We start from the raw sequence: 16,794 nt of genomic DNA, 5'->3' as shown, positions 1-16,794 counted from the left end.
AGCCGGCACTGACGGCGCCACCGGCCCCGCAGGCCCCGAAGGCCCGGCAGGACCAGCAGGACCGGTAGGCCCGGCAGGCGCTGACGGCATCGCAGGACCGGCAGGACCAGCCGGCACTGACGGCATCGCAGGACCGGCAGGACCCGCAGGACCGCAAGGCCCGGCAGGACCGGTAGGACCGAGTGGCGTCACTGGGTATGAGCAGGTGAACGGGCCGGTAACGCCCATTGTTGCCGGAACCAACATCGTCTCGGTCGCGATCCCAGCGGGTAAGGTTCCGGTCGGCGGTGCAGAAATCACCGCGGGCAACGATTCGGNGCTCATCAACAGCTTCGGCCCCGATGGNGCGGGAAACTGGTCGGACCGCATTCTGGCGAGCTCCGGAGGCGGCACAGCTCAGGCGATCGTGTTTGTGATCGACGCTTAGAAGATCTTCCTGAGAGTCTGTTGTACCGAAGAGGTTCCCTGACGGTTCGACTGGGATCCAGCGCAACCCCGACCAGACGGTCCTTCGGTGGTCGATACAAGGCAGGGCCTCCCGCCCAGCTCGTCAGGTCAACTATGGACGAGCGGCAGGAGGCCCTGCTGTCGTACAGGCACCCATGCGATGNCAAGGCAAGCCGATCTACCAGAAATCNGATCCCCGGGTCTTCACCCCGATCCGGTCACGAACGACACCTCATGTGCGGCNCAGCTCGGCAAGCGCTGGAGGCACTGGTCGGCCGGACCGTGGATCAACGGCCTTGGTTCATAGTCCGGCCAGTGCGGGCTGGGCGGGGTATGCGGGTTTCCAGCCCAGGGCGGGCGCGACCTCGGTGGCGATGAGCTCGAGCGCCCGGATCGCCACGTCGTGATCGACGACCGCCGGGTTGAACTGGGCGATCAGATCCGTGGCGACCGGCAGCACCTGCTCCTGGCGCAGCTGCGCGACGATCTCCTCCGGGTGACCGTAGAAGGAGTGGAACCGGCGGAGCGCCTCATCGGTGTCGATCCCCTTCGGGAAGGCACCGTGCCCGGAGAACCGTTGCGCGGCCGCGAGCACGTGCGGTCCGATCTGGGCCAGCGCGGTCCGCCGGTCGGCCGAGGGAAAGACGAACCGCGACAGTCCGATGCGCGGCGGGCGCGGCAGGTTCCACGCGGCGAGGTACGCATCGGCCCAGGGCCGCTGCACGGCGTCGGTGGGCTCGTCGTAGCCGTAGGCGGCACGGTTGAGCAGCAGGTTCGAACCCGAGGCGGCGGCGTACTCGGCCCCCGGCGCGCTGAAGACGCCCTGCCAGATCCGGTCGGTGAAGTCGCGGGCCGGTGGCTGGATGGTGAAGCCCGGCGCGCCGACCTCCTCGTTCGCGAGCGCCTTGCGCAGCACCGCCAGCCCCTCGCTGGTCAGCTCACGACGGCGGCCCACGTCCCGGCCGAAGGCGGCGTACTCCAGCTCGCTGCCACCGCTGCNGACGCCGATCTCGACCCGGCCGCCGCTGAGCGTGTCGACGACCGACACGTCCTCGGCCAACCGGACCGGATCCTCCAGCGGCAGGATCGTGATCGCCGTGGCGAGCCGGATGCGCCGGGTGCGCGCGGCGGCGTAGGCCAGGAACGTCCAGGGTGAGGGCAGNCCACCGCCGCCGAGGGACACGTGGTGCTGGGCCACCCAGCCGACGTCGAAGCCGAGCTCGTCGGCGACGACGAACAGCTCCTGCGCGTGGTCGTAGGTGGATGCCAGCTCGCCCGGGCCCTGGACGTGGGTGAGGAAGCCGAGCCGGAAGCGCGGCGAAGCGGAACCGTCGGTGGCGGAACCGTCGGTGGCGGAACCGTCGGTGGCGGGGCCGCCGAGGGCTGGGACGTCGGTCATGGTCAAACGCCTCTCAGGAACGGACGGACGCGCTCGTGCCGGCCAGGTCGACGCCGGTCNCCACGGCGACCTCCGGTGCCGCGCGACCCTGATTCACCGCGCGACCCTGGTCCACGGCGCGACTCTGGTCCACCGCGAGGTTCCCGTCCGCCGGGGGGACCTGATCCGGGATGGTGCCGAGAACCTGGCCGGCACCGAGGACGAGGTCGAGGACGGCACCGGCGCCGGCGGCGGGAAGCTCGGCGCCGCGCCAGGCCACGTGCTGGTCGGGGCGGACGAGCACGTTGTCGGCGCCGTACAGCGCACGCACCGCCGGCTCGGCCAGGTGGACGACCGTGAACGGCAGCGATCGGGCGAGCGCCTCGGCGACGAGGGCCCGCTCCACCTCCCGGTCCGCGGACAGCACGAGCAGCGCGAAGCCGAGGCCGATGCGGTCGTAGAGGGTGTCGCCGTAGGGGTCGACCAGGCCGTTCGGTGCCCGGTGTCCCGGCCGCGGGTCGTCCTGGTAGACGTCGGCGCGCCACGGGGGTTCCGTGTCGAGCTGTCCGTCCTCGTACCAGATCGCCGACGACGCGTCGTAGCGCTCGTCGAAGGTCACGCCGGGCGCGCCGAGAGCGCCCTGGCTGATCCGGGCACGGATCTCGGCGCGGCGCGCCTCGGCCTGCGGGCTGTCGTCGGCGTCGTCGGGGATGCCGAGCCGGCGCAGTTCCGCCAGCAGCGCGTGCGAGCGCCGCGAACGCTCCAGCGCGTGGTCGGCGATCCGCCAGTTGTGCCGGCGGCGCTCCTGGTCGTAGGAGTCCAGCAGCTCCTCGGGGGCCTGGCCGGCGAGCACGGCGGCGAGCTTCCAGCCGAGGTTCGCCACGTCNCCGAAGCCCTCCCCGAGGTTGCCGCCGGGGGTGCGCACATGCGCGGCGTCGCCGGCCANCAGCACACGTCCGCGCCGGAACGTCCGCGCGATCCGGGTGGCGTCGTAGAAGGTCGTCGACGAGACCAGTTCCAGGTCCAGCTCGAACCCGAAGGCCGCCTGGGCGGTGGCGAGCAGCTCCGCCTCGGTGGGGGTGTGGTCCAGCGGGTACGGCCCGGCGTACACGCGCCACTCGCGGGTGCTCACCGCGGCGAGGAAGCCGGCGGCCCGCTGGTTGAACACGATGTTGGTGCCGCTGGGCGCGGGGCCGACCCGGTCGGAGATGTCCTGGGTGCGCACGATGAGCCGCAGCCGCTTCTCGGTGGCGTGGGCGCCGTCGCGTTCGATGCCGGCGAGCCGGCGGACGGTGCTGCTGCCGCCGTCCGCGCCGAGCAGGTAGCGGGCCCGGATGGTGCGAGGCGCGCCAGAGGCATCGGAGACGGCGGAGGCAACAGAGACGGCGGAGACGTCGGAGGCGTCGGGCTCGTGGAGCACGTCGGCCTCGATCCAGTCGACGCTCTCCCGCAGCGCCACCAGCCGCCAGCCACCGGCCACCCCGACGCCTCGCCGGTCGAGATGGTCGAGGAAGACCCGCTGCAGTGCGCTCTGCGGACGGNGCAGCGCCTCCTCGGCGGAGGGGCCACCGCCGGACGAGCCTGCGAAGGACGGGCGGCGGGGTGCCAGCAGCTCGTGACCGACCAGCGAGGTGACCAGCCGGATGCCCTGGTTCCACTCCGGCGGGAACGTCCACTCGTCGCGGATGTGCTGCAGCAGCCCCCAGCGGCGGAAGTGTTCCACCGTGCGCGGGCTGTGGCCCATCGCGCCGGCCCGGACCAGCGTCGCAGCGCGGGCGCGGTCGACGACGGCGACCCGCACCCCCCGGGCGGTGAGCTCCACGGCCGCCGACAGGCCCACCGGGCCGGCGCCGACGATCAGCACGTCGACCTCGGTCGGCGGCGTGGCGGTGGGGAAGCGCACGGTGTGGACGTCGCGCCCGCCCGTGGGCGAATAGGCCTGGCCCGCGTCCTCCAGGCTCACCGCGGCCTGGTTCGCCGAATGGTCCGTCATGGTGGTCCTCCTCAGGCCTGGGCGGCCGCGGGCTCGCGCTCGCGCGTGTAGCGGTTGACCGGGATCGGCAGGCCGAGGTTGGCCCGCAGCGTGTCGCCGGTGTACTCGGTGCGGAACAGGCCACGCTGCTGCAGGGACGGGACGACGTCGGCGACGAAGCGCTCGAGGTCGTCGTGGGTGCGGAAGCGGAGGTTCAGCCCGTCGGCCGCGCCGGTGGTGAACCACTGCTCGATCGCGTCGACGACGGTGTCCGGCGCGCCGGTGAACGGCGACGGCTCGTACTCGGTCACCGTCTCGACGACCTGCCGCAGGGTGAGTCCCTCCTCGCGGGCATGGCGGACGATCTCCAGGCCGCGGGTGCGCCCGCCCTTCTCGGCCAGGTGCGCGAGATCGGGGAACGGCGCGTCGAGGTCGTGCCCGCTGAAGTCGTAGGCGCCGAAGCTGCGGCCGAGGAAGCCGAGCTTGCGGTCGAAGTCGTTGTCGGCCTCGAAGATGTCGCGCGAGAGCCGGTGCGCGTCGGCGTCGGTGGCGGCGAGGACGGGGCTGGCGCCGACGAGGATGACGACGTGGTCGGGATCGCGCCCGAGCGCCGCGGCCCGCCGCTTGATGTCGGCGTAGTAGTCCTGCGACTGCGCCAACGACCCGCCGGGGGCGTAGATGCCCTCCGCGACGTGGGCGGCCAGTGTGCGCCCCTCCTCGGACACGCCGGCCTGGAAGATCACCGGCTGGCCCTGCGGCGACCGGTCGAGGTTGAGCGGCCCGGCGACCCTGAAGTGCTCGCCGACGTGGTCGAGGGCGTGCAGCTTGGTCGGGTCGAGGAAGAGGTTGCGTTCGACGTCGGCGGGGAAGGCGCCTTCCTCGTAGGAGTCCCACAGCCCGCGCACGNCCTCGACCGCCTCGAGCGCCCGGCCGTAGCGGGTGGCGTAGTCGAGGTGCTCGTCGAGCCCGTAGTTGCGTGAGGTGNCGGTGTCGAAGCTGGTGACGACGTTCCAGCCGGCGCGCCCGCCGCTGATGTGATCCAGCGAGGCGAACCGGCGGGCGAGGTTGAACGGCGAGTTGTACGTCGAGCTCGCCGTGCCGATCAGGCCGATGTGGCGGGTGTGGGTCGCGACCGCCGACAGCAGCGTCAGCGGTTCGAGCCGGCTGAGGTAGTGCGCCGGGTAGCCGGCGTTGATGAACTGGCTGTCGACGATGAAGTACGCGTCGAACAGTGCCTGCTCGGCGGTCTGCGCCTGGCGGATGTAGTAGTTGATGTCGACGCTGGCGTTGCTCGGGACGCGCGGATCCTTCCACAGGCCGTGCTGGCCGGGACCGCCGACGCCGTAGGCGCTCAGGGCGAGGTGGAGCGTGCGGGACATGTCGGGTTCCCTTCCAACGGATGACGTCCGGCCTGGTCAGGGGTCGGGCCGGACCGGGTTCAGGCGTTCAGGCGTTCAGCAGGGCGCGCAGCGCGTCGCGTTCGGCCCGGCTGGCGGCGACCGAGCGCAGCGTCGGCGCCGAACCGACGAGCAGCCGGGCGTAGGGATGGCGGGGGGCGCTGATGACCGCGCGGGCGTCCCCCACCTCGACGAACTCGCCCTGGTAGAGCACGGCGACGCGGTCGGCGACGCCGGCGACGGAGCCGAGGTCGTGCGAGATGAAGATCAGTGCGACGCCGGCGTCGCGCAGCTCCTTGAGGATCTCCAGGATTCCGACCCGGTTGGCGGAGTCCAGGGCGCTCACCGGCTCGTCCAGGATGATCAGCGCGGGCTCGGTGACCAGGGCGCGCGCCACCGCGACGCGCTGGCGCTGGCCGCCGGAGAGCTCGCCGGGCAGGCGGCCGAACAGCTCGCTGTCCAGGCGGACGCGGGCGAGGTAGGCGCGTCCGCGCTCGATCGCCTCCTTGCGGCCCACGCCCTGGACGAGCAGCGGCTCGATGAGGGACTCCTCGATGGGCAGGTCGGGGTCGAGGCTGCGCAGCGGGTCCTGGAAGACGTACTGGACGACGCCGCGGCGACGCAGCGCGCGCCACTGTCGGGGGGAGTACCGGGACACGTCCTCGCCGTCGATGAGGATCCGCCCACCGGAGGCGCGCACCAGGCCGAGCACCGCCCGGGCGAAGGTCGACTTGCCCGAGCCGGTCTCGCCGATCACGCCCACGGTCTCGCCGCGGGTCACCGACANCGAGACGCCGTGCAGCACCCGGCGCCGACGCCGCCGCGGCCCGTAGTGAACCTCGAGATCGGCGACCTCCAGGACCGGCCGGCCGTCAGTGGACACCGTCCAGCTCCTTCCGCTGCGCGCCGGCGCCGACCTTGACGCTGGACTCGGGGTCGGTGGTCGAGTCCGCGTCCGAGTCGGTGTCGGCGTCCGAGTCGGTGTACGAGTCGGCGTCGGTGTCGGCCAGGTAGCGGTCCAGGCCGTACTGCTCGTGTTCGGCGATCAGCAGGCGGGTGTACTCGTGGCGCGGGTGGTAGAGCACGTCCGCGGTCGGCCCGTGCTCGACGACCTCGCCCTCGCGCATGACCAGCACCTCGTCGCAGACCTGCGCGACGACGGCGAGGTCGTGGGACACGACGACGAGCGCGAGGCCGCGGCGCTCCCGCAGGTCGGCGAGCAGGTCGAGGATCTCGGCCTGCACGGTCACGTCCAGGGCGGTGGTCGCCTCGTCGGCGATGAGCACCTGCGGGTCGGCGGCGATCGCGGTGGCGATGAGGACGNGCTGGAGCATCCCGCCGGACAGCTCGAAGGTGTACTGGTCGTAGACGAGCTCCGGGTCGCGCAGGTGCACGGCGGTCAGCAGTTCGAGCGCGCGCCGGCGCGCGGCCCGCCGCCGCAGCCCGGACTTGACCTGGATGACCTCGGCGATCTGCGACCCCACCTTGATGGACGGGTTGAGGTAGGAGGCGGGGTCCTGGAACACCGCGCTGATCGTCGACCCGCGCAGGTCGGTCCACTGCGGGGTCGTCAGCCCGGCGATGTCCCGGCCGGCGATCTCGATCGAGCCGGCGGACACGGCGAAGTGCGCCGGCAGGATGCCGAGGATCGCGCGGCAGGTCAGCGTCTTGCCGCTGCCCGACTCCCCCACGATGCCGACGGCCCGGCCGGGTCTGAGCTCGAACGAGACGCCGTGCACGATCTCGCGGTCGTTGACGTCGTCGCGGATCCGCACGTCGCGGACCGCCAGCGTGGGACTGGTTGTCGTCATCGGGCGGCGCCTCCGGCGGGGATCGGTTCGGCTGGGTCGAGGCGGCGGGCGCGGGCCCGGCGGCTGTTCAGCAGCGCGCGCCCCGCCTCCCCGGACACGTCACGGATGGCGTCGGCCAGCAGGTTGCTGCCCCACACNGTCGCCATGATCAGCAGGGCGGGGACGGCCGGGGCCCACGGCTGGTAGGACAGGTAGCCGAGGTCGGAGGCGAGCAGGCCGCCCCAGGTCGGTGCCGGCGGCTGCACCCCGATGCCGAGGAAGCTCAGGCTGGAGACGACGACGAAGCCGACGCCGATGGTCTGGGCCAGCGCCACCGCGACGGGCGGCAGCACCTTCCCCCACACGTGCCGGCGCGCGATCCAGCCGATCGACGCGCCGGAGATCAGCGCCGCCTCCACGTACTGCGAGCGGGCGACCGCCAGCGTCGCCGCCCGCGCGACCCGGTAGAACAGCGGCGAGACGAGCACGCCGACGGTGAACATCGCCTGCGGGATCCCGTTGCCGAGCAGCGCGGTGACGGCCACGGCGTAGATGAGGAACGGCAGGGCGATGAGCGTGTCGGCGATCCGCAGCGTGAACCACTCGAACACGCGGCCGAAGTACACCGACAGGATGCCCGGGACGACGCCGACGGCCAGCGCGATCAGTGCCACCTCGACCGAGCCGAGCACGCTGGTCCGCGAGCCGGCGAGCAGCCGGCTGAACACGTCCCGGCCGAGGTAGTCCGTCCCGAGCCAGTGCTCCCAGGAGGGGCCGGCCAGGGTCAGCGCACTCGTCCCCAGCGGGTTGTGCGGGGCCAGGGTCGGGCCGAGGATCGCCAGCAGGGCGATCAGGGACAGGNTGCCGACGGCGAGCCGGCCGGTCGGCAGCGCCAGGACGCGACGGACCATGTCACACCCCCCGCTGCGAGGCCGGGGTGACCCGGCCCAGGACGACGTTGACGATCAGGTTGAAGGTGACGACCAGCACGATCGAGACGACGAGCACGCCCTGGACCGCCGGCACGTCGCCGGCCTGCGCGGAGTCGTTGGCGAACCGGCCGAAACCCTGCAACCCGAAGATCCACTCGGTGACCACGGAGCCGCCGATGAGCGTGGGGAACCGCCAGCCCAGCACGCTCAGGGCGGGTCCCACGCCGTTGCGCAGCACGTGCCGGAAGAAGATCCGCCGCGGGCTGAGCCCGCGCANGATCGCGCCGGTCACGTAGTTCTCCTGGTAGGAGGCGATGAGGCCGGAGCGAAGCTGGCGGGCGACGTCGGCCATCGGATCGAGGCTGAGTGCCAGCGCGGNCAGCAGGATGTGGGTGAACCACGGCCACGTCCCCACGCTCGCCGGCACGTAGCNCGCGGCCGGCAGCCAGCCGAGCCCGACGGCGAAGACGGTCACCAGGACGATGCCGACCACGAAGGGCGGCATCACCGAGAAGACCGTCAGGAAGCCCGTGATCGCCCGGTCGATCCAGGTGGTGCGGCGCACCGCCGCCAGGGTGCCGAGCCCGAAGCCGAAGATCACGCCGATGATCAGCGCCAGCGTCACCACCGACAGGCTGATGGCCAGGCCGTTGCTGATCAGCTCGGCGATGTTCGCGCCGTTGGACCAGCTCGCGCCGAGCTGGCCGTGCAGGATGTTGGTGAACCAGGTCCAGTACTGCGCGAGGAACGGGCGGTCCAGGCCCCACTGCTGCTCGATGCGGGCGACCGCGTCCGGGGTGGCGCTCTCCCCGAGCTGGATGTGGGCGGGGCTCAGGCCGCTGATCGCCCGAAGGGCGAAGGTCAGGAAGGTCGCCACCAGGAAGACCGGGACGAAGATCGCGACCGAGCGGGCCAGGGTGACCAGGACGCGGCCGGCGGCCCGCCGCGCCCTGGCGGCGGCGAGCACTGCGCCCGGGTCGGCAACGACCGCGTGGTCAGCCGTGCTCACCGCCATGGGTTGCCTCCTCTCTTCAGGCCGGAAGGGGCGTGGATGGACGTCGGGTGGGCGCTGATGGCCATGGGTGGGCGTGGATGGCCATGCGGTGGACGTCGGTGGGCGCCGCGGGTCGGCGCAGACGTGGCCGGGGTGAGCCGGATTAGTCGCCGATGGTCACGCCGGTCCAGTCGACGTGGGCCGGGTTGGCGGGCAGCGCGGAGATCGCCTTGTTCTTGGCGAACACGTTCGGGCTGGAGTAGGTGAAGACGAGCGCCTTGCTCTGCAGGCCCACGCGGGTGGCCGCCTGCAGGACCTGCGGGTAGGCCGGCGCGTCCAGCGGCGTCTGGCGGACCTTGGCGATCGCGGCCTCGAAGCCGTCCGGCTCGTACGGCGAGCTGAGGTTCAGCGGNCCGTTCGGGCCGAAGTGCGCCGTGAGCGTCTGGACGGCCGAGTCACGACCGGTCGTGCCGTACAGCGAGAGCGTCAGGTCCTTGGCGAAGAAGGGCGTCGCCCAGTTCTTGTTGATCTTGATGGTGACGGTGATCCCGATTGCCGCGAGCTGCGACTGCACGATCTCCGCCGCCGGGTCCTCCTTCGGGATGACCAGGTCCAGCTTGATCTGGCCCGGCTTGAAGCCGGCCTGCTCGAGCAGCTGCTTCGCCTTCGCCGGGTCGTACGGGTACAGGTTCGCCGACTTCTCGTCGTAGGCGATGTACCCGGGCGGGAAGGGCTGGTTGGTCGGCTTGCCGTACCCGAAGGTGAGCTTGTCGACGAACTCCTGCCGGTTGGTGGCATAGCGGACCGCGTCGACGACCTTGGGGTTGTCGAACGGCGCCTTGTTGATGTTCAGGCTGATGTTCGAGGCGTTGAAGCCCGGCTGCACGAAGACGTCGAGGCCGGCCNCCTTGGCGGCCTTCGCCTGGCTCGGCGCGAGGTCGGCGAAGTTGTAGACGCCCGTCTGCAGACCGGAGACGACCGTCGACGCGTCGGGCGCCGAGACCAGCTCCACGTTGTCGATGTGAATGTTCTTGGCGTCCCAGTAGTTCGGGTTCTTCTTCNGCAGGACCTTCGTGCCCGGAATCAACTGCGTGACGACGAACGGTCCGGCGCCGACCGGGTTCTGGTCGAGCTTCGCCGGGTCCGCCGCGGCCTTGGGACTGNCGATCTGCAGCACGCGCTCACCGAGCAGCAGGGGGATCTGGTGGTCGACCTGGGTGAGGTGGACGACCACGTCGAGGTCGCCGCTGGTGGTGACCGACTTGATCGAGGTGAGATCGCCGAACAGCGCCGAGTTCTTCTGCGACTTGGCCCGGTCGATGGCGTTCTTGACCGCCGCGGCGTCGACCGGGGTGCCGTCGCTGAACGTCAGCTTCGGGCGCAGGTGGAACGTGATCTCGTCGCCGGCGCCGTTGTAGGCCCAGCTCTCGGCCAGATCCGGGACCGCGTTGCCCTTCGCGTCCGTCTTCGTCAGCGCGGCATACGGCAGGGCGAGGATGCGGAACTGGGCCCCGCTGCCCCCGACCACCGGGTCCCAGTGCGTCGGGAAGAAGGACGACGCCCACTTCAGGGTGGCGGTCCTGCCGCTTCCGCCCCCGCCGCCGGCGGCGGCACCGGCGCCGGAACCGGAACCGCAGGCACTGAGAACGAGGGCCGCGAGGGCCAGCAGGGCCCCGAGGACGGCGCCGCGTCTCGTGCGGCGGGCGGATGGCAGGTGTCGCTCGGAGGTCATCTTCTTCTTTCCCTGTTCGGACGTCGATGAATGTGCGGCGGTTCAGGAATGACGTGCGATGGTTCAGGAGACGAGCGCCGAGGCCGCGCTGTCGGCGGACACCGCCTCCTCGGCGGACACCAGTTCACCGGCGGACACCGCCTCACCGGCGGCGGCTGTCTCGTCGGCGGCGGCTGTCTCGTCGGCGGCGACTGTCTCGTCGGCGGAACGCTCCTGGCGGCGGGCCGCCGTGTACCTGTTCTCCGGGATCGGCAGGCCGAGGTTGCCGCGCAGGGTGGTCGACTCGTATTCGCTGCGCACGACGCCCCGCTCGCGCAGGATCGGCAGCACCTGATCGGTGAAGCGCGCGAACTCGCTCGGCGCGTTCACGGTGATGTTCACACCGTCGAAGCCGCCGGCCTCGAACCAACGCTGAATTTCGTTCGCGACGGTCAGGGGCGAGCCCACGAACGGGGAGCGGCGGGCCCGCAGCTGGTGCTCGACCACCTGGCGCAGCGTCAGGTTGTTGTCCCGCGCCAGCTTCGTGATCCCCTCCGCATGGGTGCGGAAGCTGCGCTCGGCGACCTCTCCGACCTCGGGGAACGGCGCATCCAGGTCGTACTGCGAGAAGTCGTGCCAGCCGAAGGGCCGGCCGAGCTCGGCGAGGGCCCGCTCGAAGCTTCCCTCGCCGAGGATCNCGTCCTCCTTGGCGCGGGCCTGCTCGTCGGTGTCGGCGATGATCGGGGAGATCCCCGGAACGATGAGCAGGTTCTCCGGGTCGCGGCCCTTGGCGGCCGCCCGCGACCGCAGCTCGGTGCGGAACGCCTGCGCCTGCTCGAGCGTCTGCGAGTGCGTGAAGATGGCGTCGGCGATGCTCGCGCCGAGATCGCGACCCTCCTCCGAGTCGCCCGCCTGGAAGATGACCGGCTGACCCTGGGGAGTGCGCTCCAGATTCAACGGTCCGACCACGGAGAAGTATTTGCCGACGTGATTGAGTGCATGCTGACGGCTGCGATCGAAGAACACGCCACGCTCTTTGTCGCGAGGGAAGGCGTCCGCCTCGTAGGAATCCCACAGACCCTGCGCGACTCGCACGTGTTCGATCGCCCGTCCGTACCGGGTCGGATAGTCGAAGTGCTCGTCGCGGCTGTAGTTGCCCGCCGTTCCGGAGTCGCCGCTGGTGACGACGTTCCAGCCGNCCCGGCCGCCGCTGATGTGGTCGAGCGAGGCGAGCCGGCGGGCGACGTTGAAGGGCTCGTTGTAGGACGTCGTGATCGTTCCCACCAGACCGATGTGGCGGGTGTGGACGGCGATCGCGGACAGCAGCGTCAATGGTTCGAGCCGGCTGAGGTAGTGGTTCGGGGAGTCCGCGGTGATGAACTGGCTGTCGACGATGAAGACGTGATCGAACCGCGCGGCCTCCGCCTCCTGGGCACGGGCGATGTACCAGTGGACGTCCACGCTGGCGTCGCCCGGGATCTCGGGGTCCAGCCACGTGTTGTGCTGCCCCGGACCGCCGACGCCGATGAGGACGGCGCCCAGTTTGAGCGTGNGAACAGGCATGGTGGAACCTTCCCGGTCTGGGGGCGAAACGCGCACGACGACGACGTCGTCCGTCGGCCGAATCCGGTTGCGGACACGGCACAATGACGCGCTGGGCTACAGAGCGCCCCGGGTTACGGAGCGCGGTGAACTACGGGGGCGCGGTGAACTACGGGGGCGCGGTGAACTACGGGGGCGCGGTGAACTACAGCGCGCGCCCACGTACGCGGAAAAGGACGGCGACAGCTACGGGAGCGGAGACAGCTACATCGCGTCGCCGGAGNGGGCGACGGCTTTGGCTGCGGCGGCGCAGCGACCGATCAGGTCAGCGACAGAGCGCTGCCTGGCCACGGGCGAGATCCAGCCAACGACAACACGTGAGCATCACGGCGGTCGACTGGGTCATGGGGATGAGNATGCTGGTCCGGGGCCCGGATGTCCAACGACGCTTCGTTATGGCGATCAATCGCGTTCGGTTATGAATGTCCAGTACCCTGACCGACATGCGACGGATACTGGACATCGCCCCGCTGCGCAGCTACGTCGCTGTCGCGGAGTGTGGCGGTTTCCAGCGGGCCGCGACGTCGCTGCATCTGAGCCAGGCGGCGGTGAGCCAGCACGTGCGCCGGCTCGAGTCCGCCACCGGGCGCGTGCTCGTCGAACGCCAGGGACGCGGCTCCCGNCTGACTCCCGACGGCGAGCACCTGCTCCGCCAGGCCCGCCGGATCCTCGCCATCCACGACGAGACGCTGCACGGCTTCGGCATGGAGACCGAGGAGACCGTCGTGATCGGCTCGACGGAGCATGCCGCGGCCCAGCTGCTGCCCTTCCTCGCCGCGGCGCTGGAGCAGTCGCTGCCCCGCTACCGCATCCGCTTCCGCATCGACCGCGGCACCAACCTGCGCGAGGGGCTCGAGGCGGGGCGGATCGACCTGGCGTTGCTGCTCGGCCCGGCCACGGACCCGCGCGCGACGTCGGTCGGCGACCTGGAGCTGACCTGGTACTCCTCTCCCCTGTGGCGGCGGCCCGCGGCGACGCAGCCGATGCCCGTCGTCGCCTTCGACCATCCCTGCGCGCTGCGCACCTGCGCGTTGGAGGNCCTGTCGTCGCAGGCGATCCCCGCGGTGATCGGCGCCGAGGCGATCCAGCTCGCCGGCGTCCAGGCGGCCGTGGGGGCCGGCCTGGGCGTCGCCCTGATGGCCACCCTGGGGCAGACGCCCGAGGGGCTCGTCGCCCGCGACGACCTGCCGAAGCCCGCGCCCCTGCCGCTCGCCGTCTGGTCCCGGCACGGCCTGGCCGCGATCATCTCGGAGCGGGTCGCGGCGGCGTTGGGGGGGCTGCTCGCCGAGCCGGCGACGGCCGAGGCGGCCATCGAGAGCCGCCAGCTCGCCAGGAGAGGCTGAGGCTCGCCAGGAGAGGCTGAGGCTCGCCAGGAGAGGCTGAGGCTCGCTGTTCCAGGCCGGGATCCGGCCGCCGCGGCCCGCCCGCCTACTCAGACGTGCGGGAGCACCTCGGCGGCGATCAGGTCGAGGTGGTCGAGGTCCGCCAGATCGAGCACCTGCAGGTAGATGCGGCTCGCCCCGGCACCGTCAGGACCGAAGGTCGCGAGCTTGGCCAGGATCTCCTCGGGGGTGCCGACGAAACCGTTGGTGCGCAGCTCGTCGACCTCTCGGCCGATGCGCTCGGCCCGCCGGGCGAGCTCCGCGTCCGACTTCGCGCAGACGACGACGTTGGAGGTGGAGTAGACGAGGTCCGCCGGATCGCGTCCGGCCGCCGCGGCCACCTCCCGGACCCGGGCGAACCGCTGCCCGACCACCTCGGCGGGGGCGAAGGCGGCGTTGAACTCGGCCGCGTAGGCGGCGGCGAGCTGCGGGGTGCGCCGCGGCCCGGCCCCGCCGATGATGATCGGCGGTCGGGGCCGCTGCACCGGCTTCGGCAGCGCCGGGCTGTCGGCGAGCTGGTAGTACCGGCCGTCGTGGGAGAACGACTCGCCGGGCGGGGTTCCCCACAGCCCGGTGATGATCGCAAGCTGCTCCGTCAGCCGGTCGAACCGCTCCTCGACCGACGGGAACGGGATGCCGTAGGCGGTGTGTTCCGCCTCGAACCAGCCGGCGCCGAGGCCGAGCTCCACGCGGCCGCCGCTCATCGCGTCCACCTGCGCGACGGCGATGGCCAGCGGCCCGGGCAGCCGGAAGGTCGCGGAGGTGACGAGGGTGCCCAGCCGGATCCGCGAGGTCTCGCGGGCCAGGGCCGCCAGCGTCACCCAGGAGTCCGAGGGCCCCGGCGACGGATCACCCGGCCCCATCCGCAGGTAGTGGTCGGAACGGAAGAATCCGTCGAAGCCGGCGTCCTCGGCCGCCCTCGCCACGGCGAGCTGTCGCTCGTAGGAGGCGCCCTGCTGAGGCTCGATGAAGATGCGCAGATCCATCCGTCCACCCTGGCAAACGGCCGCCGGATCCGCGCGGCGGCCCCCGGCCGGGAGGTGGGGTCGGACCCGGGCGGGCGGCCCGCAGGTCGGTAGGGTGATCGTCCAGGTCTGCCGGGAGGCGAGGGGGCCGGGCTGGGCCTGGCCCACGGCTGGGTGACCAGGGCGAGGGCGGCGCGAGGGCGGGGTGGAGGTGGCGCGGTGACGGTCCCGGACGACCAGGACGACGAGCGGGAACTGATCATGGACGCCGCGTACCGGTGCCTGCTCGCGAGCGCGGGCGTCTCCGTGTCGATCACCGACATCCTGCACGCCGCAGGCCTGTCGACGCGCGCCTTCTATCGCCACTTCGCGTCCAAGGACAGCCTGCTGCTGGCACTGTTCCGCCGCGACTGCGAGCGCGTCACCGCCGAGCTGACCGCCTCGATCGCCGCGGCCCCGACCGCCCGCGAGGCACTGCGCCGCTGGATCGACGGCGTGCTGCACCTGATGTCGGCCGAGCCCCGCCGGCGCCGCGCGCTGATCCTGAGCTCCGAGGAGACCCGCCGGGCCCGCGGTTTCGCCGCCGAACGGGAACGGTTCCAGACCGACCAGGAGGCGGCTCTCGCGGCGATCCTGCGCCGGGGTGTCGACGATGGCTCCTTTCCCCGGGCGGATGCGCGGGCCGACGCCGAGCAGATCCAGGCGGTGCTCGGCCGGGCCCTGGATCGCCAGCTCCTGTGCCCGCCGGCCGAGCGCCCCGCCGAGACGGCGGACCGGATCGCCGACTTCGTCTTCCGCGCCCTCGGCGCGTCCCCCGGCCGGCCCGCCCCCGGCGTGGGCTGAACCCGCCAGCACTGCGCGGCTCCCGTGCGACGACCGCCGTCCCGGGCGCGGCGCCGGCGTTGACAGCCGGGCCCACGGGAACAATTCTCTGAAAAAGACGTTTTCATTTAGGTAGCCCCGAGCATGGCCACCAGCCGAGACGCGGCGGGCCCACCGGATCATCCGACGGGTGGGTCTCGTCGAGGTTCGGGAACGCACACCGAAAGGGAGGTGCATGCGCCGATGACGACGGTTCCCCTGCGGACCCTGCATCCGCGGCACGGCATCCACGAACCGACCAGCGGCACGCTCGCCCGCGCGGCCGGCTCGGTCCGCCGCACCACCACGATCGACATGCTGCGCCCCGAGGGGTTCGGCGGCCCGCTGCACCTCGTCGGCCGGGGCCGCGACCTGCGTACCGCCGACGACCGGCCGGGCGGCGCCGGGAGGACCGGCGAGTGGCCGGGCGAACGGCCGGACGGCGACAGGGTGGACGGCGACAGGGTGGACGGCGCTGCAGCGGGCGCCGAGGTGCTGGGCGAGGCGGCGGTGCACGCCGTGGTGGACTTCACCGCCGGGCGGGAGCTGCGCCAGATCACCAGCGACCCGGCGCGGCCGGCGCTGACCGGGCTGGTCGGACGCTCGGTCGCCGCGGGCTTCCGATCGCGCCTCGACGAGGTCGACCCGGCGCTGGCCACCGAGGAGAACCTGCTCTACCTGCTGCTCGACGACCTGCCCGGCGCGGCGCTCGTCTCCGGCCACGCCTACGGCGCCGCCGCGCAGGAGGCGCGGGAGACCGGCAGTCCGGCGATCCCGCCCCTGCGCCAGGGCGACTACCGCCACGTCGCGGACCTGTGCGCGGGCTTCGCCACGGGTGGGACGATCATGAACGAGGTCGAGGCGTTCGGCCACTCCCCCGTGGTGACCGGTCCGATCGCCCCGTCGCTCGATCGCCCCGGCGACCCGCTGGCCTGGCACGACACCCCGCCGCTGCCTGCGCGCGGCATGCGCCGGGCGCGCCGGGTCGACGTCCNCCTCGACGGCTCCGCCGCCCGGGCCCACGTCGACGCCCTGTTCCGGGACTCCTACGTCCTGCCCGAGGGCGTGGCGACCGTCATCCACGAGTACACCGTGACCGCCGAGGTCGACACCGCCACGTCGACGTTCCTGCGCTGCGAGGCCACGCCCCGCGCGCTGCCGTTCGTCGAGTGCCCGGCCGCGGCCGCCAGCGCCACCCGGCTCGCCGGAATGCCGCTGGCCGGGCTGCGCCCGTTCGTGCGCCGGACCTTCCTCGGGACGTCGACCTGCACCCACCTCAACGACACGCTGCGCGTGCTGGAGGACGTCCAGGCGCTGCTCGGCGCGCTGCGGACCGGCTGAACGCGTTGGCTTCGACGAGAGA

The 16,794-nt window shown here is 72.1% G+C and carries 11 protein-coding genes and 20 pseudogenes; 6 read left to right on the top strand and 25 right to left on the bottom strand.

The window, feature by feature from the left end; all coding sequences use genetic code 11:
* Positions 1–748: 748 nt before the first annotated feature.
* From UK94_RS37185 to UK94_RS37075, 24 genes and pseudogenes are all read right to left on the bottom strand, one after another.
* Positions 749–1,446 (bottom strand): annotated as a pseudogene (locus UK94_RS37185) (LLM class flavin-dependent oxidoreductase); the annotation flags it as partial.
* A gap of 1 nt (position 1,447) precedes the next feature.
* The coding region (locus UK94_RS37180) for an LLM class flavin-dependent oxidoreductase (RefSeq protein ID WP_235486236.1) at positions 1,448–1,609 on the bottom strand (162 nt) is incomplete at its 3' end.
* Between the two features lies 1 nt (position 1,610).
* Positions 1,611–1,846 (bottom strand): annotated as a pseudogene (locus UK94_RS37175) (LLM class flavin-dependent oxidoreductase); the annotation flags it as partial.
* A gap of 60 nt (positions 1,847–1,906) precedes the next feature.
* Positions 1,907–2,711, bottom strand: a pseudogene (locus UK94_RS37170) (FAD-dependent monooxygenase); the annotation flags it as partial.
* A gap of 1 nt (position 2,712) precedes the next feature.
* Positions 2,713–2,770 (bottom strand): annotated as a pseudogene (locus UK94_RS37165) (hypothetical protein); the annotation flags it as partial.
* A gap of 1 nt (position 2,771) precedes the next feature.
* Positions 2,772–3,366, bottom strand: a pseudogene (locus UK94_RS37160) (FAD-dependent monooxygenase); the annotation flags it as partial.
* 1 nt (position 3,367) lies between these two features.
* The coding region (locus UK94_RS37155) for an FAD-dependent oxidoreductase (RefSeq protein ID WP_235486126.1) at positions 3,368–3,818 on the bottom strand (451 nt) is incomplete at its 3' end.
* 11 nt (positions 3,819–3,829) lie between these two features.
* Positions 3,830–4,703, bottom strand: a pseudogene (locus UK94_RS37150) (LLM class flavin-dependent oxidoreductase); the annotation flags it as partial.
* 1 nt (position 4,704) lies between these two features.
* A pseudogene (locus tag UK94_RS37145) lies at positions 4,705–4,781 on the bottom strand (hypothetical protein); the annotation flags it as partial.
* A gap of 1 nt (position 4,782) precedes the next feature.
* Positions 4,783–5,176 (bottom strand): LLM class flavin-dependent oxidoreductase (locus UK94_RS37140; RefSeq protein WP_235486124.1); only part of this gene is annotated, 394 nt, incomplete at its 3' end.
* Positions 5,177–5,243: 67 nt separating this feature from the next.
* Entirely contained in the window at positions 5,244–5,951 is a 708-nt protein-coding gene (locus UK94_RS02245) for an ABC transporter ATP-binding protein (protein WP_235486234.1), read from the bottom strand.
* A 567-nt stretch (positions 5,952–6,518) separates the two neighbouring features.
* Positions 6,519–7,005 (bottom strand): ATP-binding cassette domain-containing protein (locus UK94_RS37135; protein WP_235486122.1); only part of this gene is annotated, 487 nt, incomplete at its 3' end.
* 138 nt (positions 7,006–7,143) lie between these two features.
* A partial coding sequence (locus UK94_RS37130) for an ABC transporter permease subunit (RefSeq protein ID WP_235486232.1) occupies positions 7,144–7,595 on the bottom strand: 452 nt, incomplete at its 3' end.
* Positions 7,596–7,896: 301 nt separating this feature from the next.
* Positions 7,897–8,192, bottom strand: a pseudogene (locus UK94_RS37125) (ABC transporter permease subunit); the annotation flags it as partial.
* A gap of 1 nt (position 8,193) precedes the next feature.
* Positions 8,194–8,294, bottom strand: a pseudogene (locus UK94_RS37120) (hypothetical protein); the annotation flags it as partial.
* Position 8,295: 1 nt separating this feature from the next.
* Positions 8,296–8,348, bottom strand: a pseudogene (locus UK94_RS37115) (hypothetical protein); the annotation flags it as partial.
* 1 nt (position 8,349) lies between these two features.
* Positions 8,350–8,931, bottom strand: a 582-nt coding sequence (locus UK94_RS37110; RefSeq protein WP_235486119.1) for an ABC transporter permease, incomplete at its 3' end; no start/stop codon positions are given.
* A 392-nt stretch (positions 8,932–9,323) separates the two neighbouring features.
* Positions 9,324–9,815, bottom strand: a pseudogene (locus tag UK94_RS37105) (ABC transporter substrate-binding protein); the annotation flags it as partial.
* A 1-nt stretch (position 9,816) separates the two neighbouring features.
* A pseudogene (locus UK94_RS37100) lies at positions 9,817–9,971 on the bottom strand (transcription antiterminator BlgG); the annotation flags it as partial.
* Position 9,972: 1 nt separating this feature from the next.
* Positions 9,973–10,073, bottom strand: a pseudogene (locus tag UK94_RS37095) (hypothetical protein); the annotation flags it as partial.
* Between the two features lies 1 nt (position 10,074).
* On the bottom strand, positions 10,075–10,642 hold a 568-nt coding region (locus UK94_RS37090; protein WP_235486117.1), incomplete at its 3' end, for an ABC transporter substrate-binding protein.
* A gap of 63 nt (positions 10,643–10,705) precedes the next feature.
* Positions 10,706–11,318, bottom strand: a pseudogene (locus tag UK94_RS37085) (LLM class flavin-dependent oxidoreductase); the annotation flags it as partial.
* 1 nt (position 11,319) lies between these two features.
* Positions 11,320–11,819 (bottom strand): annotated as a pseudogene (locus tag UK94_RS37080) (LLM class flavin-dependent oxidoreductase); the annotation flags it as partial.
* A gap of 1 nt (position 11,820) precedes the next feature.
* Positions 11,821–12,173 (bottom strand): annotated as a pseudogene (locus UK94_RS37075) (LLM class flavin-dependent oxidoreductase); the annotation flags it as partial.
* A gap of 472 nt (positions 12,174–12,645) precedes the next feature.
* Here UK94_RS37075 and UK94_RS37070 point away from each other — a divergent pair.
* The 3 pseudogenes from UK94_RS37070 to UK94_RS37060 form a co-directional block, all read left to right on the top strand.
* Positions 12,646–12,845, top strand: a pseudogene (locus tag UK94_RS37070) (LysR family transcriptional regulator); the annotation flags it as partial.
* 82 nt (positions 12,846–12,927) lie between these two features.
* Positions 12,928–13,261 (top strand): annotated as a pseudogene (locus tag UK94_RS37065) (LysR family transcriptional regulator substrate-binding protein); the annotation flags it as partial.
* A 1-nt stretch (position 13,262) separates the two neighbouring features.
* Positions 13,263–13,566: pseudogene (locus tag UK94_RS37060) on the top strand (LysR family transcriptional regulator); the annotation flags it as partial.
* Between the two features lie 89 nt (positions 13,567–13,655).
* Here UK94_RS37060 and UK94_RS02210 read toward each other — a convergent pair.
* Positions 13,656–14,591, bottom strand: a complete 936-nt coding sequence (locus tag UK94_RS02210) for an LLM class F420-dependent oxidoreductase (protein ID WP_011605917.1) — start codon at positions 14,589–14,591, stop codon at positions 13,656–13,658.
* Positions 14,592–14,789: 198 nt separating this feature from the next.
* Between UK94_RS02210 and UK94_RS02205 the strand changes: the two genes are divergently transcribed.
* The 3 genes and pseudogenes from UK94_RS02205 to UK94_RS37055 all read left to right on the top strand — a co-directional run.
* A complete protein-coding gene (locus UK94_RS02205; RefSeq protein ID WP_011605918.1) occupies positions 14,790–15,413 on the top strand; it encodes a TetR/AcrR family transcriptional regulator in 624 nt (207 codons plus the stop codon).
* 123 nt (positions 15,414–15,536) lie between these two features.
* A pseudogene (locus UK94_RS75680) lies at positions 15,537–16,425 on the top strand (hypothetical protein); the annotation flags it as partial.
* 1 nt (position 16,426) lies between these two features.
* Positions 16,427–16,772 (top strand): DUF2889 domain-containing protein (locus UK94_RS37055; RefSeq protein WP_235486115.1); only part of this gene is annotated, 346 nt, incomplete at its 5' end.
* Positions 16,773–16,794: the final 22 nt, after the last annotated feature.

It is taken from the genome of Frankia sp. AvcI1, assembly GCF_001420875.1.
GTDB lineage: Bacteria > Actinomycetota > Actinomycetes > Frankiales > Frankiaceae > Frankia > Frankia alni.
Note: the sequence above shows the minus strand (reverse complement) of the source record. Positions and strands in the feature narration are given on the sequence as shown.

Coding starts and splice junctions, on each gene's coding strand:
- UK94_RS02210 (WP_011605917.1), bottom strand. CDS start 14,591: ATGGATCTGCGCATCTTCATCGAGCCTCAGCAGGGCGCCTCCTACGAG.